The following is a 23,025-nucleotide window of genomic DNA, read 5'->3' as shown; positions in this document are numbered from 1 at the left end:
ATTCGCAAAACCTGTGGGAGCGGGCTTGCCCGCGATTGGGGGCGACGTTTATTTAGCGACCTTGCCCAATACCCGCAGGCGGCTCACGCCCCCATCCGGGAACACGTTCAGGCGGATGTGGGTGATCGGGCCCAGCGCCTTGATCTGCTCGGCGAAGGTGTGTTCGGCGTGCATTTCCAGCTTCTGGCTTGGCAACAGTTCACGCCAGAACAGCGATTGGGTTTCGATCTGGCTGTCGGTGCCGCCCTTCACGAATGCACCCTGGATCGAACAGGTGTCCGGGTAGTTACCTTTGAAATGCAGGGTGTCGACGATGACTTTCTCGATCTCGCCGGCATGACCCAGCGCGACGATCACCCAGTCATTGCCCGGCGTACGACGACGTGCGGTTTCCCAGCCGTCGCCCATGTTGATGCCACGGCCCGGGTTGAGGATGTTGCTCATGCGGCCGAAGTGTTCGTCGGAGCAGGCCAGCGCACGGCCACCGTTCAGAGCTGCGGCCAGGTCGACCTGTTCGTTGTCGCCCACAGCTGACCAGTCGCGGAACGGAATGCCGTACACACGCAGACGGGCGACGCCGCCATCCGGGTAGATGTTGAAACGCAGGTGGCTGAAGGCCTGGTCGTTGGTGATTTCGTGGTAGTGGTGGCTGTTGCCTTGCAGCTCGACGGCCGACAGCACTTCAGTCCACTGGGTGTTTTCGTCCGGCTCGCCGGAGGTCAGGAAGCAGGCTTCCAGGGAAGCCGACGGCGGGAAGTTGCCGGTGAAGAATGAAGTGTCGATGTCCACGCCTTTGATCGAGCCCGGTACGCCCAGGCGGATCACCGCGCTGTCGTAGCCTTCGAAGCGCTTGCGGCGCGACTCCCAGCCGTCCATCCACTTGCCGTTGTCATCGAACACGCCCTCCTTCCACACGGCCGGGGTCGGTTGGAACAGACGGTTGGCATCTGCGAACCAGTCATCGGTGACCGAGATGATTTTGGTGCCCAGGCGGGCGTCGGCCAGGTTGACGAACTTCTCGAAAGGTACGGCGTAAGCTTTCATTCTTCTTGTCTGCCTTTAAATAAGTTGGCTTGGGATGCTTGCAGGGCCCTGGGTACTTTTCGCGTTTAAGAGCACTCGGGCCAAGCTCGCTTATAGGGTCAGTAATCGGAACAACGCGATCTTGTTGATCTCCGCCAGCGCGCATTTGAATTCGGTGTCGACCGAGTTGTGAATGCGCATTTCGAACGCCGCGAGGATCTGATGCCGGTTGCTGCCTTTTACCGCCATGATGAAGGGAAACTTGAACTTGGTCTTATAGGCGTCGTTCAGCTCGGTGAAGCGCTGGAACTCTTCGGCCGTGCATTGGTGAATACCCGCGCCAGACTGTTCTTCAGTGCTGGCTGCGGTAAGCTGGCCCTGGACGGCGGCTTTGCCGGCCAGGTCCGGGTGAGCGTTGATCAGGGCCAGTTGGCTTGTGTGATCAGCGCTCAACAAGATGTCGCTCATGCGCTGGTGCAGGGTTTCGATCTCGTCGATCGAAGCGTCCTGGCCCAGGTCGAAGGCCTTCTCGGCCACCCATGGCGAGTGCTCGTAGATGTCGGCGAAGGCGGCGACAAACGCGTCGCGGCTCAGGGTCGAGGGCTTCAGGGTTTGGAAGTGGCTCATTTCGCGGCCCCTTGATACGGGTGGGTTTCGTGCCAGTGACGGGCGATGTCGACGCGACGGCTGAACCACACCTGTTCATGACTTTTAGCGTATTCGATAAAGCGTTTGAGCGAGGCCAGGCGCGCCGGACGGCCGATCAGGCGGCAGTGCAGGCCGATCGACAACATTTTCGGAGCCTCGGCGCCTTCGGCGTACAGCACATCAAACGCGTCTTTCAGGTATTCAAAGAAATCGTCGCCCTTGTTGAAGCCCTGGACCTGGGTGAAGCGCATGTCGTTGGTGTCCAGGGTGTACGGAATCACCAGATGCGCCTTGCCGGTCGGGTTGTTCGGTTCCCAGTAGGGCAGGTCGTCGTCGTAGGTGTCACAGTCGTAGAGGAAACCGCCTTCTTCCATCACCAGCCGACGGGTATTCGGGCCGGTGCGGCCGGTGTACCAGCCCAGTGGGCGCTCGCCGGTGATTTCGGTGAGGATGCGGATCGCTTCGAGCATGTGCTCGCGTTCCTGCGCTTCGTCCATGTACTGGTAGTCGATCCAGCGATAGCCGTGGCTGCAGATTTCGTGGCCTGCATCGACCATGGCGCGGATCACATCCGGGTGGCGCTGGGCGGCCATGGCCACGGCGAAGATCGTCAGCGGAATGTCGAATTCCTTGAACAGTTTCAGAATCCGCCAGACGCCGGCACGGCTGCCATACTCGTAAAGGGATTCCATGCTCATGTTGCGCTCGCCTTGCAGCGGCTGCGCCGAGACCATCTCCGAGAGGAAAGCTTCGGACTCTTTATCGCCGTGCAGGATATTGCGCTCGCCACCTTCCTCGTAATTGAGCACGAAGGACAGCGCGATGCGGGCATTGCCCGGCCAGTGTGGGTGAGGAGGGTTACTGCCGTAACCGATCAGGTCGCGTGGATAGTCAGCGCTCACTGCAGTCTTCCTTCTTGTTCGTGTCGACTTATTCAAAGTCAGGGTGTGTGTGGCGGCCTGGCGATGAGAGGGCAGGCTGGCGTCACAGCGATGGAGTGATTGTATACAACTTTATATTCACTTTGTAAGCCTGATTTTTTGCATTTTTCACTGACTGTCTACTTTGAAGGGTACAGCAAGAAACCTGCCTGACTGGTCAGCTAATGGATAGAAGGTCCTCTGATCTTATGGTTCGGCGCAAGATTCGCTGCCAAAGGCTGAATGACGGTGGCAGCGGTAAAAATGTCGTTTTTATTGTGTACAATTTTTATTAAAAATGTCTTAATCAGTCGCTCGCCGCAGCTTTTCGTGCTCCGAAACGGTGCGGTCTCCTTTTCAACTGACTTCGGGAGGCGCGAGGTCTGACTGCTCCACGCAGGCAGGCGCGCAGAATCAATGGGACGTTTGACTACACACGTTTTGGACGCTGCACACGGTTGCCCGGGCAGTTCGATCAAGGTCGAGTTGTACCGCGTTGAAGGTTCGCAGCTGGAATTGGTCGCCACTGCGCTCACCAACAGCGATGGCCGTGTCGATTCGCCGCTGCTGCAAGGTGATGACTATCGGTCCGGGGTTTATCAGCTTCAGTTTCATGCGGGTGATTACTACCGCGCCCGTGGGGTTCAGCTGCCTGAGCCTGCGTTCCTGGATGTGGTGGTGCTGCGTTTCGGCATCTCTGCGGAACAGGATCACTACCATGTGCCGTTGTTGATTTCGCCGTATAGCTATTCGACCTACAGAGGAAGCTAGGACTTTCCCCCCAAGCCCCTTCTTCTCAAAAAAAGCTGCGCATATAGCTTCTTTGGTCTTTTGCCCGCTCACACTGCGGGCTTTTTTTTGCCTGTAGAAATGTGGCGTTGCCAATGACGCCTTCGCGGGCAAGCCCGCTCCCACAAGAATTTCTGGCGCTCACAGAACCTGTGGGAGCGGGCTTGCCCGCGAAGCTCTTATCGGCTCAACAGGGACGCTGCGCCCGCACCACTGAACAACCCCGCACTCACCCGGTTAAACCAGCTCTGCCCCTCGCCGCTGCGCAGATACCGCGCCGCGCCGTGAGCCCCCAGCCCATAAGCCAATTTGCACAGCAGATCCAGCACGGTCCAAGTGACAATCATCACCAGCAATTGCGGCAGGAACGGTTGCTCGGCGCTCAAAAACTGCGGCAGAAAAGCGGCAAAGAACAAAATGTCTTTCGGATTACTCGCGCCGAGCATGAACGCGCGCCCGAACAGTGCGCGAAAGCGCGGCACCGGTGCAGCCTGGGGCACTTCGGCGCCTTGGGATGGCTGACGCGATTGCTGCCAGCTCTGCCAGGCGAGGTAGAACAGGTACAGCGCACCGACGATTTTCAGGGCGCTGAACAGCTGTTCCGACGCCAGCAACAATGCGCCCAAACCCAAAGCCGAAGCACTGAGCAGGCAGATCGACGCAATCACGCCTCCCAGAAACGCTGGGTAAGAACGGCGCAAACCGTAATTCAGACTGTTGCTGATCATCAGCAAAGACAGTGGCCCCGGGATCAGGATCACCACCAGTGCAGCGCCGCTGAACAGCAGCCAGGTTTCCAGACTCATCACTTTCCTCCCTATGTGCAAAAGCCCCACCCGACGGGGTGAGGCTGTTTTGAAGCACCGTTTTTTGAAACGTAAACGGCTTACAAGAAAATGAACTTGGCGATGAAAATCGCGCAAAGCACCCACAGGCTGACGGAAATTTCCTTGTACTTACCGGTGCCGGCCTTCAGCGCCACATAAGTGATGAAGCCCAGCGCGATGCCGTCGGCGACCGAGAAGGTCAGCGGCATCATGATCGCGGTAACGATCGCCGGAATGCTGTCGGTCGCTTCGTCCCATTCGATATGCGCCATGCCGCCCATCATCAGCATCGCCACATAAATCAGTGCACCGGCGGTTGCATAAGCGGGGACCATGCCAGCCAGCGGTGCGAAAAACATTGCGGCAATAAATAGCACACCTACGGTCACGGCGGTAAGACCAGTCCGACCACCCGCTGCTACGCCAGCGGCACTTTCCACATAGCTGGTGACTGGCGGAACACCGACCACCGCACCGAACACGCTGGAAGCACTGTCGGCTTTCATGGCGCGGGAAAGGTTTTCGATCCGGCCGTCAGCGTTCACCAGGTTGGCGCGCTGGGCGACGCCCATCAGGGTGCCGGCGGTGTCGAACATGTGTACGAAGAGGAAGGCCAGCACCACGCTGATCATGCTGACGTTGAATACGCCGGCGACATTCATGGCCATCCAGGTCGGTGCCAGGCTCGGCGGGGCAGACATGATGCCCTCGTAGTGCACCAGGCCCAGGCCCCAACCGGCCAGGGTCACGGTGATGATGCTGATGAGGATCGCGCCGAACACTTTGTGGTAGCTGAGCACGGCAATCATCAGGAAGCAGATGGCCGCCAGCAGCGGGCCAGGCTCGCGCAGGGAACCAAGCTTGATCAGAGTGGCCGGGCTATCGACAACGATGCCAGCGGTTTTCAAACCGATCAGCCCCAGAAACAGGCCCACACCGGCGCCCATGGCAAAGCGCAAACTCACTGGAATGCTGTTGAGCAGCCATTCGCGAATCCGGGAAAAGGTCAGGAACATGAACAACACACCGGAAACGAACACCGCACCGAGGGCGGTTTCCCAGTTGTAGCCCATGGTGCCGACCACGGTGTAAGTGAAGAACGCGTTCAGGCCCATGCCCGGCGCCAGGCCGACCGGCCAGTTGGCGTACAGGCCCATCAGCAGGCAACCCAGCGCGGCGGCGATGCAGGTGGCGACGAACGCCGCCCCGTGATCGATGCCGGCATCGGCCATGATGTTCGGGTTGACGAAGATGATGTAAGCCATGGTGATGAAGGTTGTCAGACCGGCGATCAGCTCGGTCTTCACCGTGGTGCCGTGCAAGCTGAGTTTGAAGATGCGCTCCAGCCAGCCATTGCGTAATGGCGGCGAGAGTTCCAGCGTCGGGGCTTCGGATTTGCGGCTTTCCACAGCGAATACTCCTCAAGAGTTTTATTGTTATTTCCAGGGCCGGACCCATGAGGGTGGCAGCGACCCTTTGAGGTACTTGCGAATTTGTTGACCTTATGGTCAGGAACTCGCACGAAGCGAATTATGCTTTTGTATACAAATAAAGCAAATAATGTTTTTGATTTTGTAGACGAAAAGTTTGGCAATAGGGATATATCGCCAGGAAGGACGCCTTCGCGGGCAAGCCTCGCTCCTACAGGTGAGCGCATTCCCCTGTGGGAGCGTGGCTTGCCCGCGATAGCTTTAGATCAGTCGATACACATGTCGCGGGCAGAGCGTTCAGTCAGCTGTCACCTGACTTTTCCCCAAGGCCAGATTCACCGCCAGCCACCCATTCACTGCCGTCTCCCCAGCCTCGGCAAACACCCGCTCCAGCAATTTCACCTGCTCGCGCCGCAATGACTGCTCGAACCGCGCACCATCGTCGGTCAGTTCCAGCAGCCGCTTACGCTTGTCGGTCTCGGACGCGACGCTGTTCACCAAATGCATTTCCACCAATTGTCGCAGCGGAATGTTCAGCGCCTGCTTGCTCACACCCAGCAACGCCAGCAACTCCTTGACACTGAGGGCAGGGTAGCGGGCTATGAAAAACACGATGCGTTGATGCACCCGGCTCAAGCCGCGACGCTCGAGCATTTCGTCGGCCTTGGCGGTGAACGCCTGGTAACCGAAGAAAAACGCTTCCATGGCTTGTTGCTGAGTGCTGGGGTTTTTAAGGTCAATCATGTTGACGTATCCGCTCGGTCTGTCGTAATTTCGGTCAACCAGTTTGACTCATTTTCCTCAGGCCTCGCTACCGGTGACCCCATGGCTTTTTCCGAACGTGTCTCGCGCCTTAAAAGTTCTTTGATCCGTGAAATCCTCGCCGCGGCCCAGCGCCCGGAAGTGATGTCGTTCGCCGGCGGCTTGCCGGCCGAAGCCATGCTGCCGAAAGTCGAGTGGGCGGACATGCCGCTGTCCATGGGGCAATACGGTATGAGCGAAGGTGAGCCGGCGCTGCGTGAGGCGCTGGCGGCCGAAGCCCGAGCGTTGGGCGTGCCTTGCGAGGCGAGTCAGGTGCTGGTGGTGAGCGGTTCCCAGCAAACCCTCGATCTGGCGGCCAAGCTCTATATCGACAAAGGCACCGAGATCCTGCTTGAAGCGCCGACTTACCTGGCGGCGTTGCAGATTTTTCAGCTGTTCGGCGCCGACTGCATCACCGTCCCGCTGGAAGCCGATGGCCCGAACCTGGCGCAATTGCGCAACCGTCTGGAAAAGCACAAACCCGCGTTCATCTACCTGATTCCGACGTTTCAGAACCCATCGGCAGTGCGTTATAGCGAAGCCAAGCGCGACGCAGTGGCGGCGTTGCTCGACGAGTTCGGCGTAACCCTGATCGAAGACGAACCCTACCGCGAACTGACCTTCGACGGCGGCAGTGCCACGCCAATCGTCAGTCGCTTGAACAAGGCCAGCTGGATCTACACCGGCACCGTGTCGAAAACCCTGTTGCCGGGCCTGCGGGTCGGTTACCTGATCGCCAGCCCGGACTTGTTTCCGCACTTGTTGCGGCTCAAACAATCGGCCGATCTGCACACCAACCGCATCGGGCAATGGCAAGCGCTGCAATGGATCGGCACCGAGAAATATCAGCAGCACCTGGGTGAGTTGCGGGACTTCTATCGGGTTCGTCGGGATGCATTCCAGTCAGCCCTTGAAAAGCATTTTGGCGACCTGGCGCAGTGGAACGTGCCGCAGGGTGGGTTGTTTTTCTGGCTGACGCTCAAGCAGCCGCTGGATACCCGCACGCTGCTCAAGGCTGCGCTGGCGGCGGATGTGGCGTTTATGCCGGGCGAGCCATTTTTCCCAGAGCCGGACAAGAACCCCGGTCATCTGCGGCTGAACTTCAGCCACATCGACCCGGCGCGGCTGGACGAAGGGCTCAAGCGATTGGCGACGGTGGTGCGTCAGGCCCTGGCGGCAAAAGCGGCTTGAGGGGAGGGCGTAAACAAATAAACCGGCCTATGGGCCGGTTTATTTTTGTCTGTAATTTGTGGTGGTTGGTCTGGCCTCATCGCGGGCAAGCCCGCTCCCACAGTGGATCTGTTTTAAACAAAGATCCCATTTACTCTACAAATCCCTGTGGGAGCGGGCTTGCCCGCGATGGCGCTGGTCGAAGCACCACAAAACCATCAGGCAGCAGCAAACCGCTTATCCAGATAATCAATGATCACCTTGGATTCATACATCCAGGTGGTCTGGCCATTCTCTTCGATGCGCAGGCACGGCACCTTGATTTTGCCGCCTTGCTCCAGCAGAGCCTGGCGATCCTGTTCGTTGTTCTTCGCATCGCGCAACGCCACTGGAACGTTCAGGCGGCGCAGGGTGCGGCGGGTTTTCACGCAGAACGGGCAGGCGTGGAACTGATACAGGGTCAGGTCCTTGGCGGCGGTTTCGACCTGGGCCTGAGCGGCGGCGGGGCGCTGCTTCTTGCCTGGACGAGTGATGAAGTCGATGAAGATGATCAGTTGGCCGAGGCCGATACGAAGCGCTTTAACGAACACGGGATAAGCCTCACAGGGCAAACAGAAGGCGCGCAGCTTACCTGATTTTTCGCAGGCGAAAAAAAACCGGCGATCAGTGCCGGTTTTCTTTGTGCTGCGAGTTACTTGATCAGGCTGAGAAACTCGCTGCGGGTGGCCGCGTTTTCGCGGAACTCGCCGAGCATCACCGAGGTGATCATCGTCGAATTCTGTTTCTCCACACCGCGCATCATCATGCACATGTGCTTGGCCTCGATCACCACCGCAACGCCCAGCGCGCCGGTGACTTGCTGGACCGCATCGGCGATCTGGCGACTGAGGTTTTCCTGGATCTGCAGGCGGCGGGCGTACATATCAACGATACGCGCGACTTTCGACAGCCCCAGGACCTTGCCGCTCGGAATGTAGGCAACGTGAGCTTTGCCGATGAACGGCAGCATGTGGTGCTCGCACAACGAGTAGAGCTCGATGTCCTTGACCAGCACCATCTCGCTGTTGTCGGAGCTGAACAAGGCACCGTTGGTGACCTCTTCCAGTGTCTGTTCATAACCGCGGCAGAGGTACTGCATGGCTTTGGCGGCACGTTTTGGCGTGTCGAGCAGGCCCTCGCGGGAGGCGTCCTCGCCCAATTGGCCGAGAATCTCGGTGTAATTCTGTTCCAGTGTCACAGGGGCTGATTCCATAAGGGTTTCAGAGGGGTACTGTTTCAGTCTGTACCAATTTTGTACCAATCCAGCTGTTTTCGAGCTTCCCGAGCTCACCCCAGTCGGTGCTGGAGTTTATCCATCGGGCGTAGGTCGATAGCAGCATCTGAACGCTATGACCGAGCTGAGTGGCAATAAATGCAGGGTTCATCCCCGCCATGCGGCACATGGTAGCGTATGTGTGTCGGCAGTTGTATTGCCGGCGGGCGCGAAGCTGCAAATCGGTATAAGGAGAAACAGCCTTTCGATGCCAAGCGCTGTTTCGCCTGCCGGGCGAGTTAAGGTGATGATCGACCAACCGAAAGGGGACTGGTGTGAGCCATAAAATCTGATTGGCGGCCGGCTGTCACCGCCTGAGGGTGTTAGAAACGGGTCGTCTGCCAAGTGAGTCCGTTGGCACTGGCGTGTTGGGCACCAGCCAACGTTCGGTGACACGTTGTGGGCACATTGGCGGCCCCCAGCGTTTCTCGGGGGGAGTTGACTGCCAGGGCGGTGCAGGTGTTCTCACTACCGCTTGATCCACCTGGATGTCAGGCACGATTCGGTCGTAGCCAATGAAGAGGAAACGGGTTCGACAGGTTCAACCGATCAGGTTGAGTTCAAGGGCAAACCCTGCAGTTGAATCCTGCTGGCGCGATGGCTTTTAACCTTGACTTAAGACCGGCGAATCGGCTTCAAGCCGATCCGTCCAGCACGTCGATTTGGCAAAACATCGCAGCGACGGCGACGACCGCGGGGACCGGAACTCTGGGCCCCGCGGTGGCAGATCAACTAGCCAATTCTGACAATCGGCCCGTCAGTTTTACCCGTAGTTACCGAAGAAGTAGATTTGAAGGTGAGCGAGACATCGCTCACGGAAAAGGTTTGATGGCCTTTCCCGTTGTTCGCCATGGTGGCCCACCGGATTTGCTCATATCCAGAAATGGCGGCGATACCTTTGCCCGGGGGGGCCTGGTTAGCAATCGGTCCACAAGTGAATACTATGGACTGTTGCCCATCGGCCAGACTGTCGTTCCACCACCGCGTATTGACGATCGTGTTGCCGTCCTCTTGTACGTCATTGACTTGGATAGTGAACGTCGCCGATTGGAGGTCAAGGCCCGATTGGTTGGTCAAAAGTGGAACGACTTTTGGGGATGGGTTCGCTTCGGGGGGGTAATACTGCGGGGTGTTCAGGACGAGCGACACTGGGCTGGGCAGAGCCAAGGTGATCAGGATGCCATTCTGGTTGAAGAGGATGTAGGGCTGAACTGTCACCGCGTCGTTCGAGATTTTTTCCTTGAGTGCTTCAGACATTTTAATTTCCTTTTTTTATCTGCGCTGAAATTCTAGAAAAGAATTTCTCCTTGTTACGCGATCCCAACCTTGGAAACGCGCTGGGCAATTCTTGTTGGGAGAACTCACTCTGTCAAATGTTTGAAAGCCTAATTCGTCAATTTTTTATTTATGGCTAAAGGGAGGATGATTTGAATGACGTTTTCTTGATCCTAAGTGCCTGAGCTGAAACTAAAAGTGAAGAAGTTCGGGGCTTCGCCAAGGGTGATAGTTACCTACCAATGCAGAAAATGAGGTCATAGCTTCGCATGAAGATTAGAAGTGAAACTCTCTGGCATCAACGGTAGCGTATTTACCTTTACATTGGAGCCACGGGAAGGCCTCAAGCCTATCTGCTACTGGCCAAGCCAAGCCAAGCCAAGCCAAGGCGGTCAGTAGGGCGGACTTCAGAAGCTATAGGCATCCGAAATGTATTAAATAAGTTATTTATTGCTATTGGCTATAAGTGGCTTGATTCTAAAGTATGCAATTAGGCCCCGGTACACTTAGAAAACCGCTCTTATAACGTAGCGGGCTGGTTCCAGTGTCACAGAGGCTGATTCCATAATTTCAGAGGGGTACTGTTTCTGTCTGTAGCAATTTTTTACCACTCCAGCTGTTTTCGAGCTTCCCGAGCTCACCCCAGTCGGTGCTGGAGTTGATCCATCGGGCGTAGGTCGATAGCAACATCTGAACGCTATGACCGAGTTGAGTGGCAATAAACGCAGGGTTCATACCCGCCATGAGGCACATGGTTGCGTAAGTGTGTCGGCAGTTGTATTGCCGGCGAGTGCGAATCCCCAATTCGGTCAGCGCAGCCTGGAAATGTTTGTCGGTCACACTCGACTGCTGGATGAACTCGAAGTTCTTGGTCGGCGGGAACACAAACGGCGATTTCGCCTGCTTGCGGCGGCTCTGCTGCGTGCGTTGCTTGGCCATGCGCTGGGCTTGTTCTATAGCGTGCAAAGCGCGACTGTTGAGCATGACCTGGCGGATAGTGCGGGTTTTGGTGCGCTCCTCGATCTTGTAGTCCGCGACGATCCGACACACGTTAACCAGGCGCTTCTCCTGGTCGACCTCCTCCCAGCGCAGCGCCGCCATTTCGCTCGGGCGCATGCCGGTATAGAAGGCGAACTCGAAGTACGCCGCGTATATGCGCATCGAGTGGGTCAGGGTCTCGTACAGGTGAGCGATGATCTTATTGGCCTCATCCACCGTGAAGGGGTCAATCGGCTTCTTGGCTTTCGCCGGCAGTTCGATCGATTCAACCGGGTTTCGGTTGATCAGCCCGTCTTTCACCGCGGTGCCGAACAGTGTGGTCAGGCGCTGGATCGCCGAGCGCTTCACGCCCGGTGATGGCCATTCGGTGTTCGCTACCACCTTGCGCAGCATCACCGACGTGATGCTGTCGATCGGCAACATCGCCAGATAAGGCATCCAGTACAAATTCAGGGAACCTAGATAGTTCTTGCGCGTCCCGGCCACGATCTCGCGGCTGTTGAGCCACTCCTGGGCGTACTCCCCGAAACGGGGAGTCGCCGAGTAGTTGGCATAGGTGGAGTTGGGGAACAGTTCGGCATAGCGCTGATCATCCAGCACACCATGCTTGATCAGGCTGGTTACGTGAGTGCGTAGGTCGGCGGCAGCCTTAATCCCCTTCGGCGTCTGGGGATAGGGGAGGGTTTCGCAACGGCGTTGCCTGTTCCAGGTGAAGCGAATGCGGACGGACTGTCCGGCAAATTCAACTCCGGTGGGCAATCCCATTGGCTCTCGAGCCATGCTTCGTATCTCCTGATGCTGTAGTAAATGCGGCTGTCGATGGTGTTCCAGACGCCTTTGGGAATGACTCCTCTGGCTCGCTTGCCTTGCAATGCTCGGCGGGTCGTGCCGACCAGTTCGGCCATTTTCTCCTCCGGAATTTTGTCGATCTGGCAAATCTCAACAGCCGGTTCGGGAGCGATTGGGTCTAGAGGCGTGTGCATATGCTGTGTTCCTTGTTTGAGCCAGCTGCTGGATCTTTGGTGAGAGGACGGCAGCCGGATTTGGGTAACCTAGCCTCTGAAATCAAGCCGCTTCTTTTTCTGCTTGGGCGTCGAGGTAGTCGGCGAGGTCATGTAGGTAAACCACGGGTTTAGCCCGCGCCGAGCTGTGCAGGCGTTTGATGTTCAACGGAATACGACCTGCCTTGATTTCCTTCAGCAGGTAGCGGTCGGTTCGGATGTGTGAGAAATACCGTTCACGTACTTCGGCAATAGACGGGCAAGGTGTATCAAACTGCTTTCTAAGCTGGGTGAGGGTGCTGGTCACGCTGCATCCTCCCCATACCCCTCGGCTTGTGGCTGCAGCTTCAAGCGAATCAACTCCGCCAGACCTTCTTTGCTGCGACCCATAGCTGCAGCGCAAACGTGACCTTTTTTGTCCGCTACAACCGCCCCATAAGGAAACTCGGGAGAGTTGGTAGGTGTGACGTAAGCCGTTTGACCTTCCAAGATCACCGCATTGACGCTACGGAAAACCTCAGCAAGTTCCACGCTCAGCGAGGGCATGCTTTCGAGCAGTTGGACGGCTTCTGTCGCCGCACCAACGAGCGTCGCCCGGCTGATAACTCCAGGGCAATTCAGGTAAATCGGAATTAGTTTTAAGGTACCTACTGCTTGCGTATATGCGTTGTAGTAATTGGTCTTCATGCAGCGACTTCCTGATCCGTGATTACGATGCCCAGTTTTTTCGCAAGCCACTGGATGCCTGTCTCGGTGACCATCACCACTGCGTAGTGCTTGAGTCGTTTCGGACCTACTTGGACGCTTCGCGGATCGGAGAACAAATGGCCGCTGTCACGGTGGTGACTCGCTAGATCGCCCCCTGGCGTGAGAATGCGTAGCTCGCGGAGCGCCTTGCGAAGGGCGCGTGGTTTGACGCCAAGCAAGGCCGCGGTCTGGTCAAGAGTACGATTCATGTCGAACTCCTTCTGAAATGACGTTTTCTGCGATTTGGCGGTTTGCTACTTCGTGCATGAAGTCTCGTAGATGTAGGTGATTGGCTCGATCACCGCGACGTAGCTTCACCTGGTCTGAGCGCCCCGCCACGTCGACTCGGACAAGTGCGTATTCCGCAGTCAACTCAACATCGAACACTGCTTGGATTGTTTGCGCTGGCCGCATCATTGAGCAGGCAGCTCGGCCGCCTGTTTGCAACATGTGATGCAGCAGGTCTTGTTCCATGAGTGGTAGCTGAAAGCAATTCATGGCGTATCACCATGCTCGATTTGTCGGACTTCTATCGTGGTTTCATCCGTCAAACTGTTCGCAGTAACTACATTTTCGTAGGGCGCTATAGAGGTCATCGCTCGTACTCTTGGTGAGAGGTATACGAGGCGAACAATACAAATACGTATCGATCTGGTCAATACGAATATGTATTGTTTTTTCCATGGCCACAAAAAAACCGCCTAAAGGGCGGTCTTGTTGGGAGCAGCGATTTAGAAAATTTCCAATTTTGAAATGACAACTCCGCAAATCACGGCATCTGGCGGTAGCTCAATAATGGGTTCTGGCCACGATGGGTTGAGAGGCTTGAGGAACTGACGATGCCCCTCCAAGACCAGTTGCTTGAACGTTGCTTCATCACTGTTTGTCAGTTTGGCGATGACAAGAGATCCGTTTTCTGGATCCTTCGCTGGGTCGACGTAGATGATGTCGCCATCTCGAAAAGATCGACGTTCATGAGGATTGAACATTGAAAGCCCGCGCACACGAAGCGCATAGGTTTTCTTACTATGAGATACGGCGCATGGAAGCCAAATCTCCGCATCGCCGATAGTCATAATATCGATTGCTTCGCACCACGCACCCGCTTGTACCCATGAAATCAATGGAACAGAACCTTTAATAGCAGGGCCTGGCTCCACGTTGGCGTGCGCAAACGTGCTTGCCTCAGATCCAGCGTTCTTACCAGTCCACAACCAATTCGATGTAACAGCAAGAGCCTTCGCAATTTTGTCGACGTTCGATTGCCTCGGACTAAGCGATTCACCGGTGATTATTCTGTGAATAGTTGGTTGAGGTACGCCGGATCTGCGACCTAATTCACCTTCTGATAGCTGAAGCTCCGTCATGCGCAGAGCTATACGCTTGCCTATCACATGTTGGTCCTCTGATTCGTAAACGTATTGGGAGTGTATTGCGCTCGTCGATACGTATGCGTATTATCAGCTTAATGCGAAAACGCATTGGTGAATCACATGACTATTCAAAAGATGCTGACCGTACTTCTGGGACTTGGCTTTTCGCAGCGTGCGATTGCGGAGCGTGTCGGAACGACGCAACCCACGATTTTTCGAGCTGCTAAGGGTGCAGATATTCGATACGAAACGGGCAAAGCAATTGAACGGCTTTTTGAGCAAGAAAAAGGCGCTGAGACCCAGCAGGAAATAGCTTAAAGGTGCCAGGCCGGGGCCTCTCACCAAAGATCCCCCAGCCCGGCGACGACGATACACAGCAATGCACATCGGTCGTGGTCGTAGGATAGGTTGTGCCTGTTCCTATGGCTAGACCGTAAAAGGAGTTTTTACGGTTATGAGTCGCAACGCAAAACTGCCGGCCGCTGAGCCGGTTCTTTCTCTTCGAAAGGCGCTGTACCGCGCCGGCCATTCCTACAGAGGCGGTGTCACTGCCTTGGCGCTGGATATGGTTATCGATTACGACACCCTGCAGAAAAAGCTGAAGCACGACTTCGAGCAACGCTGGCTGGATCCGGACGAACTGGAAGAAGTTATCCGGTTGACGGCCAGCCCTGTGTTGCTGGATGCGCTGATGCGTCCTGCGGGAATGGTTTGGTACAAGCCCGAAGCCGCAGCTCCTACGAAGCAGGCGCTTTTGGCCGTCAGCAAGTTGCTGCACGAAACAGGGCTGTTTGTTTCCAGCATGCACGAGGGCGCAGCGGACAACGTGTGGGAACAGCACGAAGTCGCTGAGTTGGAGAAACATGGCGCGGACGTGATTCGCGCAGTGCTGGGCATCATGGCCGGCGCCCGTCAGGCGATGGAGGGGCACGAGCATGGCTGATGTGATCGATACGGCCAACGATCAGGCCGATTACTTCCTGCAGGTCGCTTTGGATCGTCGTCCCCGCCCGGCAACAGGTGTCGCCAGCGCCGAGTATTGCGCTGACTGTGATGAGCCCATCCCGGCACTTCGTCAGCAGACGATCGAAGGTTGTCAGACCTGCGTCAGCTGCCAGGCTTTGCGGGAGCGTCGCCGATGAGTGAGCTGGTTAAAGGAGCGCCCACCGCGGAGTGGGCGCAACGTTACATCGACTCTTTCAATCTCGCCCTGGTGCCCATCGAGCCAGGGGAGAAGGCCCCCAAGGGTATGGGCTGGAACAAGCCCGGGGGCTACATCACCGAAGCGGCGAAAGCCGCTCTTTTTTGGCAAACCAATCCTGCGCACAACCTAGGTCTGGTGCTGGGTCCAAGTCGCGTCTGCTCGTTAGACGTTGATGATGTGCAATGGACGAGGCATATCCTCTACGAACTACTGGAGATTGATCTGGATGCAATGGCGTTGGTATTCCCGACGGTTGTTGGGAACCCCGCACGCTTTCGGATCATGTTTCGTGTGCCGGACGGCATCGAGCTGACCCGGCATTCATTGGCGTGGCCGAACGAGAAAGATCCGGATGGCACGATCCACAAGGGTTTGATCGAGAAAGCCAAGGCTGCCAAAGCCGCCGGTGATGTGGTGGGGGAGACCGTGGCGCGGGCCGAGGCCGAGGAGTTCAAGCGCTTCACGGTGTTCGAGCTGCGTGCGGGTCTTGTGCAGGACGTGTTGCCTCCATCGATCCATCCGGGTACGGGAAAACCCTATGCATGGCGTACGCCGCCTAAAGTAGAGAATGGCTTACCGGTGCTGCCCCCTGAGTTGTTGGCCATCTGGACCAACTGGGAGATTTTCAAGCGTGACGCCGAGGCTGCATGTCCCTGGGCGGTGAGGGCAAAAAAGCCCCTTGGCAAGCCGATCAAGCGTCAGGCACCGGCCAATGGCAAGCAACCCTCTGTGATCGACGAGTTCAACCGCTGTCACGATGTGGAAGAGTTACTGCGCGCCAATGGTTACATCAAACGCGGCAGCAAGTGGCTCTATCCACAGAGCAGCACGGGGTTGCCCGGCATCACGGTGGCCGAGGGCAAGGTGTATTCGCACCACGGCGCCGATCCGCTCGCCAACGGACACCAGAACGACGCCTTTGAAGTGTACTGCCTGCTCGAGCACTGCGGTGATCAGGCGCGGGCGGTCAAGGAGGCGGCGCGCCTGTTGGGCATGCAGCATTCGTCTCGACCGGATCCGCGAGATCTTCCCCCGCCCCCTTCTGGTGATACAGCTGCAACAGATGTGCATGATGAGACGGCATCAAGCGAGGCCGCTCCTGCAACTTCCGGGGGAGCGGGGGAGGAGTTGACCCTTGAGCAGGTGTTGCGTCGGTTTGCGCTGGTGGAGGGCACCACGCATGTGTGGGACTGCGACCAGTCGAAGGTAATGAAGAAATCGGCGTTCGAGGCCCGGGTAGGCAAGCCGTTGGCCAAGGCCTGGCTGGATGACACTGGCAAGCGTCTGATCTCCGATGACCACGTCCGCGACATCGAGCAGGCGCGGCGCATGGCCGGCAAAAAGGGCGGTGCCCTAGGCATGTCGCCGACGGATCGTTACGTGTACATCGACGGCACCAAGGATGTGTGGGACCGGGAGAAAAAGCGGCGTATCGCTGAAGGTGCGGTCAAGATGGCGTTGGGTGACACCTATCCGCTGTGGCTCAACAGTAGCGAGCGGCGAACGGTGGACGTTGAACACATCGTGTTCGATCCGACCATGACCAAGGATCCGGCCATGTACATCAACACCTTCGATGGGCTGCCGCTTGAGCCGGTCAGGGACGATGCAGCCTGCACCAACCTGCGCTGGCTGATTTCGTTCCTTTGCAACCATGACGAAGATGCGGTGCGGTGGCTGACGCGCTGGCTGGCGTATCCACTGCAGCACCTCGGCGCCAAGATGGACACCGCGGTGCTGATGCACTCCAGCATGGAAGGCTCGGGTAAGAGCCTGTTCTTTGCCGACACGCTTGGCATGTTGTACGGGCAGTACGCGGCAACAGTCGGACAGACCCAGCTGGAAAGCAATTTTAATGCTTGGCAAAGCCGCAAGCTTTGGGCGGTCTTCGAGGAGGTTGTGAGTCGCGACCAGCGCTACAACCAGGTGGGCAAGATCAAGCATCTGGTGACAGGCAAAACGGTACGAATGGAGTCCAAGTTCATCAACGGCTGGGAAGAGGCCAACCACATGAACGCGGTGTTCCTGAGCAACGAGATTCTGCCCTGGCCTATCAGCGATACCGACCGGCGAATGCTGGTGGTGTGGCCATTGGAAACGTTGCCGGGGGAGCGCCAGAAGGCCATCGGCCAGGAGCTGCAGGAAGGCGGCGTCGCGGCGCTGTACGGTTGGCTATTGGCGGTCGACCTAGGCGATTTCAATCAGCGCACGCGTCCACCCTCCACCGATGCCCGGGAGCGGTTGGTCGCCCTGAGTCGTGCCGGCTGGCAAACCTTCCTCCACCTGTGGAAGTACAGCGAACTCGGTCAGGGGTTATGGGGGCCATGCCTCTCCACGGATTTGTATTCGCTGTTCCTTGAGTGGTGTCAGCGCAACAAGGAGCACGTCATGAGTCAGACGAAGTTCTCGTTGTTCATCAGTTCGGAGATGAACAAGACGCGGGCGATTCCTTGGACCGATGGTAACAACCGACGATTCGGCGCGTTCTTCTTTCCGGTCGACCAGGACGCTTCCCCACCCCCATCACTGAAAGCGGCAGAGCTTGGCAAGCAGGTGGAGAACTGGCGGGCCAAAGCGAAGCTGGCGGGCTGGAACGTGGACAACTGGGATCACATCAAGGCGGCTGCCGCATGACGACGCCTCTAAGTGTGTTGGGTGTGGCGGGTATGTGTTGGGTTGTCGTGGGCTACTCCACACAGCGTAAACCCTTGTACTTCGCGGGCTGGCGGGCTTTGTGTCGGGTGTGTTGGGTTTACGTACGCGTGCGCGCATACGTGACGCTATTTGATGGCAAAAATGGTGCTCGGAATTCCTTTCATGCGATGGGCGAAAAAACCGACACACCCAACACACTCAACTCAAATTGGATAAAGGCCTTGGTTTTAAAGGGGTTGTTTTGTGTTGGGTTTGTGTCGGGTATCGGGATTTTTGTGTGGGGTTCGATTGGCGGGGAAATGAGGCAATGATCGAGGAAATTGAAGAGCTGATGGTGCACTGGGGCCGGCAGTACTGCCTGATTGGCGACGAGCCGGGATTGGGCAGTCCGATGGCGACCATCATGCAATATGGCGGTAGCGCGCCACGTGGAACACCGGGGTCTCGCGATCTTTTGCTGAACGGTGGCGGCGGGATGGATTACGTGGCGTGCGAGGTGGCCGCGGCGGTCGCCCAGTTGGGGCGTCAGTCGGAGAAGGGTGCAAAACTGGCAGCCTTGGCTCACAACCGCTACTTGGCGAATCCGCCGTTGCCAGTTCGCCGTCAGTTGCAGTTGCTGGGTCTGCCCGAGGATGGCGACCGGACTTACCGCAATTGGGTACATCGCATGCATCAGCAAGTGCAGCTCATTCTGACGGTTCGGACGGCGACGACCCGCAACCATGATCGGCGCAGCGGCAGTGTCCAGACCGATTTGACACGGGCCTCGTCCATAAAGCGACGTCAGGCGTGCTGACCGTTCGTCGGAGTGGATTGCCTCAAAGCTGCGTCAAAGTGAACCAAAGTTGCGTCAAGCGTGACAACCGAAAATCACCTCTTTTCGGTTTTTCCGGAGGGGGGTAAAAAGTCTCCACGATATGGAATTTGCGCCTTGGCGTAGAGCCCACACGAACTATGCACTTAGTCCCGGGGGCACCCAGGACTTCGAAAACCCTGCCCACCCCGGCGGGGTTTTCTTTTTCCGGCGTTGGTGGCGCCACTACTGAGGCAGAACATGACAAATGAGCAGCAAGCGTTGGCTGAGATGCCGATCTGGTTAGTGATCGTCCTGGCCCTGGTCGGCGGCGTATCGGGTGAGATGTGGCGGGCGGACAAAGACGGGGCGCGAGGTTGGGCATTGTTGCGCAGGCTGGCACTTCGATCCGGCGCCTGTATCGCCTGCGGTGTGACAGCGATGATGTTAATGATCGCCGCCGGTATGTCGATCTGGACGGCGGGCGCCTTGGGATGCCTGACCGCGATGGCCGGCGCCGATGTCGCCATCGGCCTATACGAACGCTGGGCCGCCAAGCGGCTGGGCGTTTGCGAAGTGCCACCGACCAATGGCGAGCCGGGTCAGTAGATACGGGAGATCAAACCATGAAGGTGTGTGTTTTTGAAAAAAGCTCAGAAGTACTGTGGATCAAGACAGAAAACGGCGGTTTGACAAGTCTGGCTTACCGCCGGGATGGGACGCTGGAGAAGATCATTGCTGCGCTGGAATCAGCTTTGTTACAGGCACATGCGGAACAGAATTGCCTGATCATGGGTAGTGATGTAGCAGCTGATAACTCCGCAGCTCTTGCAGAAATGTTAGATCGTCAGCTCCTTGTTGATGTTAGTCATCACCCATTCCCAGATGTCCGGGGACTTGAGGAACGAATGCCAGGCAGGTGGGGCGCGGAAGTTAATGCGATTCCCGGACTTCCAGATGACTACGACATGTCCTGCTAGGTTTGCACCCCAAGCGGCTTGTTGGAGCGAGTCCATGATCTCTTGTTGAGACGTGTTCGACTGAGAGCCGAACGAAGACGTCAGCGGAAAGATGATCATGTCATGGCCGCTACGGTGGACATGAGCAATTTTATATTTGGCCATCTCTTATCCTTCGTGATTGATGAGGTGTCCTTCCTCGACATGCCTTCTGCGGGAGAAGGACTATCTGATGGTAGCACTTTGCTTGTTATGTCCGCTGCGCTGCCCGGGATGGCCTCGATTTTCTCGATTTTTCTGGGGGTGCACGATTTTGGGGACAGAAAAGTCGGGGGGACCCTGGGGGATGTTGAGGGGTACGGGGTCGGAAACCCGCGGGAAAGTGTTAGCGGCAGGGTTGCCAGCTTACTGAAATTCAATCCATTGAAATTGAAAGGTTCCATTGAAAAGCCGTTGAAAAGGAGGGCTTATGACAGAACCAATGTACCTGTCAAAGAGCGCCTTCGCGGCTCGGATCGGCAGGGCACCCAGCTACATCACCTGGTTGAAAAACAATAACCGCCTGGTGCTGACTGCCGATGGCAAACAGGTAGACGTGCTGGCTAGCGAAGCGTTGATTCGCGACACCGCTGACCCCAGCAAGACTGCCGTCGCCGACCGTCACCACCAAGACCGGCTTCAGCGTGATGTTTACAGCCAGCTATCCAGTCAGGTCGAACCGACTTCAATGGCTGCGCCGCCACCCGCGATCACCCCTGCGGGGCAGCTGCCCGACTTCCAGAAAGCTCGGGCACTGCGCGAACACAACCTGGCCCAGCTCGCCGAGATCGAATTGCACAAGGCCAAGGGTTCTTTGGTCGCCATGACGGCGGTGCAGACCGGCGCCTACAACGCTGGCCGCATGCTGCGCGATCAACTGCTGGGCATGCCGCCGCAGCTGGCGCCCGAACTGGCCTCCATGACCGACCCTTGGGAAATCGAAAAGCACCTCACGGCGGCGATCCGTCGCTCGCTGGAAGACGCCGAACGCATGTCTTCAGCGGACCTTGAACACGCACTGACCACGAGTTAAGCCCATGCCCACGGATATTCCTGACGGTGCAGAGGTGTACCGCGAGGCGTATTTCCGCGGGCTCCGGCCCGACCCGGACGTCTGGATCGATCAGTGGGCCGACGAGTACATGCGCATCCCGCGTGACACCGGCGCCGCTGAGCCGGGCCAGTACCGCACCTCGCGCACGCCGTATGCCCGCGAGCCCATGCGTTGTCTGTCACCGGCTCACCCCTGCAAGCGCGTGATCACCATGGTCGCGTCGCAGCTGATGAAAACCCAGATCGGCCTGAACTGGATTGGCGGTCTGATGCATATGGCGCCGTCGAACATTCTGGCGCTGCTACCCAGCCTCGGCCTGGCCAAGCGGGTGTCCGCGCGGATCGGCAAGACGATCAAAGCCACGCCCGTGCTACGGGAGCGCGTGGCGGCCAACCGCTCGCGGGATTCGCGCAACACCATGGACACCAAGGAGTTTGAGGGCGGGACGTTGTACGTCACCACTGCCGGCTCGGCGGCCAACCTGTCGGAGCTGTCAGCGCGCTACGTGTACGGCGACGAGATCGACCGTTGGGAAGTGGACATCGGCGAGGAGGGCGATCCCATCGAGCTGGCGGAAACCCGAGGCAGCACCTTCGGCCGCAATGCGAAGTTTTACTTCTCCAGCTCACCGACGATCAAGGGCGCCTCGCGGATCTCCGACCTGTTCGACGGCAGCGACCAGCGTCACTACTACGTGCCATGCCCGACGTGTGGCCACATGCAGACCCTGGAATGGGAGCGACTGCATTACTCGAAGGACTTCAGCGTGGTGCACTACCAGTGTGCCGGGCCTGATTGCGACGTGCTGATCGAGGAATACCACAAGGGCGAGATGCTCGCTAACGGCGAGTGGCGTGCCCATGCCGAGGGCGACGGCGAGACGGTGGGTTTCCACCTCAACGCGTTGTATTCGCCGCTGGGCTGGATGGACTGGAAGTCGCTGGCCAAGCAATTCGAAAAGGCCAAGAAGGCCCAGGCCAAAGGCGATCTTGAGCCGATGCAGGTGTTCTACAACACTCGTCTGGCGAAGGTCTGGGACGCCGCCCAAGAGCAAACCAAAGCCGATGTGCTCAGACAACGGGCGCGTCTGGAAGGCTTCGGTCTTGGCTCGTTGCCGGCTGCCGTGCTGATGATCACCGGTGCCGTCGACGTTCAGGCTAACCGCCTGGAGTTCATGGCGATGGGCTGGGGTGTCGGCATGGAACGCTGGGTCATCGACTACCAAGTGGTGTCGGGTGATCCCGCCGACGAGCGCACCTGGGCCGCGCTGGACGAATTACTCAAGGCCAAATACCGCCATCCCTGCGGTGTCGGTCTGGGCATTCTCGCGGTGGCCGTCGACTCTGGTGGTCACCACACTGATGAGGTCTACCAGTTCTGCCGCGTTCGCCGCTGGCGCAACGTGTTCGCCATCAAGGGCGCGAGCAAGCCCGGGAAGCCGGTGATTGCCCAGCGGCCGTCGATGGTCGATGTGACCTGGAAGGGCCAGACCGAACGCAACGGCGCCGAGCTGTGGTTTGTCGGTACCGACACGGCGAAGGATTGGATCTACAACCGCTACCCGTTCGAAGCCGGTCCGGGCGCGCTGCACTTTGCCAATGACCTGCCGGATGACTTCTTTGACCAGTGCGTTGCCGAGCGCAAAGTCGCCCGCTATGTGCGCGGACACAAGCGCATTGAGTGGGTCAAGGGTAAGGCCGAGCGCAACGAAGCGCTCGACCTGATGGTGTACTGCCTGGCGATGGCGCACTACTTGGGCCTCAACCGTTACAAGGAACACGACTGGGAGCGGGTGCGTCAGTCCCTGGCACAGTCCGGTCTGTTTGACGAAGCCCTGGGCATCAAGCCCGTTCAAGGTGAACGCATCAGTAACCCGGTGCCAACAACATCCGTTGCCGCACCACAACCGGCACCGCAACCCGCTGCGCCGGTCGTGCAATCGCGACCCGCAGCACCGCCACCTCAACGCCGCAGCTCCACCAGCGGTTACCTGAAGAGACGCTGAT

Annotated in this window: 26 protein-coding genes and 1 pseudogene; 12 read left to right on the top strand and 15 right to left on the bottom strand. The window is 57.7% G+C overall.

Going from position 1 to position 23,025, the window contains the following annotated elements; all coding sequences use genetic code 11:
- Positions 1-48: 48 nt before the first annotated feature.
- The 3 genes from alc to puuE form a co-directional block, all read right to left on the bottom strand.
- Positions 49-1,044 (bottom strand): allantoicase, encoded by a 996-nt coding sequence (alc, locus tag JFU11_RS01150; RefSeq protein WP_123720793.1) that lies wholly within the window; start codon positions 1,042-1,044, stop codon positions 49-51.
- A 90-nt stretch (positions 1,045-1,134) separates the two neighbouring features.
- Positions 1,135-1,650, bottom strand: coding sequence for a 2-oxo-4-hydroxy-4-carboxy-5-ureidoimidazoline decarboxylase (uraD, locus tag JFU11_RS01145; protein ID WP_201059444.1), 516 nt, complete (start codon positions 1,648-1,650; stop codon positions 1,135-1,137).
- Positions 1,647-2,573, bottom strand: coding sequence for an allantoinase PuuE (gene puuE / locus JFU11_RS01140; protein ID WP_201059443.1), 927 nt, complete (start codon positions 2,571-2,573; stop codon positions 1,647-1,649). Before puuE ends, uraD begins: the two co-directional genes overlap by 4 nt.
- 435 nt (positions 2,574-3,008) lie before the next feature.
- Here puuE and uraH point away from each other — a divergent pair, with 435 nt between their 5' ends.
- On the top strand, positions 3,009-3,362 hold the full coding sequence (gene uraH / locus JFU11_RS01135) for a hydroxyisourate hydrolase (protein WP_007898824.1): 354 nt from the start codon (positions 3,009-3,011) through the stop codon (positions 3,360-3,362).
- Positions 3,363-3,559: 197 nt separating this feature from the next.
- Here uraH and JFU11_RS01130 read toward each other — a convergent pair whose 3' ends face one another.
- The 3 genes from JFU11_RS01130 to JFU11_RS01120 form a co-directional block, all read right to left on the bottom strand.
- Positions 3,560-4,186 (bottom strand): LysE family translocator, encoded by a 627-nt coding sequence (locus JFU11_RS01130; protein ID WP_201059442.1) that lies wholly within the window; start codon positions 4,184-4,186, stop codon positions 3,560-3,562.
- An 80-nt stretch (positions 4,187-4,266) separates the two neighbouring features.
- Positions 4,267-5,586, bottom strand: coding sequence for an NCS2 family permease (locus JFU11_RS01125; protein WP_207188861.1), 1,320 nt, complete (start codon positions 5,584-5,586; stop codon positions 4,267-4,269).
- 348 nt (positions 5,587-5,934) lie between these two features.
- The gene (locus tag JFU11_RS01120) at positions 5,935-6,381 is read right to left on the bottom strand and encodes a MarR family transcriptional regulator (RefSeq protein ID WP_201059440.1); all 447 of its coding nucleotides are present in this window, start codon (positions 6,379-6,381) and stop codon (positions 5,935-5,937) included.
- 81 nt (positions 6,382-6,462) lie between these two features.
- On the opposite strand from JFU11_RS01120, the gene JFU11_RS01115 reads away from it, so the two are divergent.
- Positions 6,463-7,629, top strand: a complete 1,167-nt coding sequence (locus tag JFU11_RS01115) for a PLP-dependent aminotransferase family protein (RefSeq protein ID WP_201059439.1) — start codon at positions 6,463-6,465, stop codon at positions 7,627-7,629.
- Between the two features lie 197 nt (positions 7,630-7,826).
- Here JFU11_RS01115 and JFU11_RS01110 read toward each other — a convergent pair whose 3' ends face one another.
- The 9 genes and pseudogenes from JFU11_RS01110 to JFU11_RS01075 all read right to left on the bottom strand — a co-directional run bounded on the left by JFU11_RS01110 (position 7,827) and on the right by JFU11_RS01075 (position 14,336).
- Positions 7,827-8,198: a glutathione S-transferase N-terminal domain-containing protein gene (locus tag JFU11_RS01110; RefSeq protein WP_048394407.1), complete on the bottom strand. Its 372-nt coding sequence runs from the start codon at positions 8,196-8,198 to the stop codon at positions 7,827-7,829.
- Positions 8,199-8,299: 101 nt separating this feature from the next.
- Positions 8,300-8,845: a GTP cyclohydrolase I FolE gene (gene folE, locus JFU11_RS01105; RefSeq protein WP_123496264.1), complete on the bottom strand. Its 546-nt coding sequence runs from the start codon at positions 8,843-8,845 to the stop codon at positions 8,300-8,302.
- Between the two features lie 22 nt (positions 8,846-8,867).
- Positions 8,868-9,101 (bottom strand): annotated as a pseudogene (locus tag JFU11_RS27990) (site-specific integrase); the annotation flags it as partial.
- 551 nt (positions 9,102-9,652) lie between these two features.
- Entirely contained in the window at positions 9,653-10,177 is a 525-nt protein-coding gene (locus JFU11_RS01100; RefSeq protein ID WP_201059436.1) for a hypothetical protein, read from the bottom strand.
- Positions 10,178-10,765: 588 nt separating this feature from the next.
- On the bottom strand, positions 10,766-11,974 hold the full coding sequence (locus JFU11_RS01095) for a tyrosine-type recombinase/integrase (protein ID WP_201059435.1): 1,209 nt from the start codon (positions 11,972-11,974) through the stop codon (positions 10,766-10,768).
- A gap of 285 nt (positions 11,975-12,259) precedes the next feature.
- A complete protein-coding gene (locus JFU11_RS01090; protein WP_201059433.1) occupies positions 12,260-12,502 on the bottom strand; it encodes a pyocin activator PrtN family protein in 243 nt (80 codons plus the stop codon).
- Positions 12,499-12,882, bottom strand: coding sequence for a hypothetical protein (locus JFU11_RS01085; RefSeq protein ID WP_201059431.1), 384 nt, complete (start codon positions 12,880-12,882; stop codon positions 12,499-12,501). The genes JFU11_RS01090 and JFU11_RS01085 overlap by 4 nt, the downstream gene beginning before the upstream one ends.
- Complete coding sequence (locus JFU11_RS01080) at positions 12,879-13,151, bottom strand: phage antirepressor KilAC domain-containing protein (RefSeq protein ID WP_201059429.1); 273 nt, start codon at positions 13,149-13,151, stop codon at positions 12,879-12,881. Before JFU11_RS01080 ends, JFU11_RS01085 begins: the two co-directional genes overlap by 4 nt.
- A gap of 522 nt (positions 13,152-13,673) precedes the next feature.
- Complete coding sequence (locus tag JFU11_RS01075; protein ID WP_201059427.1) at positions 13,674-14,336, bottom strand: S24 family peptidase; 663 nt, start codon at positions 14,334-14,336, stop codon at positions 13,674-13,676.
- A gap of 99 nt (positions 14,337-14,435) precedes the next feature.
- On the opposite strand from JFU11_RS01075, the gene JFU11_RS01070 reads away from it, so the two are divergent.
- From JFU11_RS01070 to JFU11_RS01025, 10 genes are all read left to right on the top strand, one after another.
- Entirely contained in the window at positions 14,436-14,633 is a 198-nt protein-coding gene (locus JFU11_RS01070) for a hypothetical protein (protein WP_201059425.1), read from the top strand.
- A gap of 136 nt (positions 14,634-14,769) precedes the next feature.
- Complete coding sequence (locus JFU11_RS01065; RefSeq protein ID WP_201059423.1) at positions 14,770-15,258, top strand: phage regulatory CII family protein; 489 nt, start codon at positions 14,770-14,772, stop codon at positions 15,256-15,258.
- A complete protein-coding gene (locus tag JFU11_RS01060) occupies positions 15,251-15,457 on the top strand; it encodes a TraR/DksA C4-type zinc finger protein (RefSeq protein ID WP_201059421.1) in 207 nt (68 codons plus the stop codon). Before JFU11_RS01065 ends, JFU11_RS01060 begins: the two co-directional genes overlap by 8 nt.
- The gene (locus tag JFU11_RS01055; protein ID WP_201059419.1) at positions 15,454-18,153 is read left to right on the top strand and encodes a DUF5906 domain-containing protein; all 2,700 of its coding nucleotides are present in this window, start codon (positions 15,454-15,456) and stop codon (positions 18,151-18,153) included. Before JFU11_RS01060 ends, JFU11_RS01055 begins: the two co-directional genes overlap by 4 nt.
- Before the next feature lie 328 nt (positions 18,154-18,481).
- On the top strand, positions 18,482-18,970 hold the full coding sequence (locus tag JFU11_RS01050; protein WP_201059418.1) for a hypothetical protein: 489 nt from the start codon (positions 18,482-18,484) through the stop codon (positions 18,968-18,970).
- Between the two features lie 258 nt (positions 18,971-19,228).
- Positions 19,229-19,576, top strand: a complete 348-nt coding sequence (locus JFU11_RS01045) for a phage holin family protein (protein ID WP_201059416.1) — start codon at positions 19,229-19,231, stop codon at positions 19,574-19,576.
- Between the two features lie 17 nt (positions 19,577-19,593).
- The gene (locus tag JFU11_RS01040; protein WP_201059414.1) at positions 19,594-19,947 is read left to right on the top strand and encodes a hypothetical protein; all 354 of its coding nucleotides are present in this window, start codon (positions 19,594-19,596) and stop codon (positions 19,945-19,947) included.
- Positions 19,948-20,049: 102 nt separating this feature from the next.
- On the top strand, positions 20,050-20,484 hold the full coding sequence (locus JFU11_RS01035; protein ID WP_201059412.1) for a hypothetical protein: 435 nt from the start codon (positions 20,050-20,052) through the stop codon (positions 20,482-20,484).
- Positions 20,396-20,998 carry a hypothetical protein gene (locus JFU11_RS01030; protein WP_201059410.1) on the top strand — a complete coding sequence of 201 codons (603 nt, stop codon included), beginning with the start codon at positions 20,396-20,398 and terminating at the stop codon, positions 20,996-20,998. The genes JFU11_RS01035 and JFU11_RS01030 overlap by 89 nt, the downstream gene beginning before the upstream one ends.
- 4 nt (positions 20,999-21,002) lie before the next feature.
- Positions 21,003-23,024, top strand: coding sequence for a phage terminase large subunit family protein (locus JFU11_RS01025; RefSeq protein ID WP_201059408.1), 2,022 nt, complete (start codon positions 21,003-21,005; stop codon positions 23,022-23,024).
- Position 23,025: the final 1 nt, after the last annotated feature.

Source organism: Pseudomonas sp. TH37, assembly GCF_016650735.1.
In the GTDB taxonomy this organism is placed as follows: domain Bacteria; phylum Pseudomonadota; class Gammaproteobacteria; order Pseudomonadales; family Pseudomonadaceae; genus Aquipseudomonas; species Aquipseudomonas farris.
Note: the sequence above shows the minus strand (reverse complement) of the source record. Positions and strands in the feature narration are given on the sequence as shown.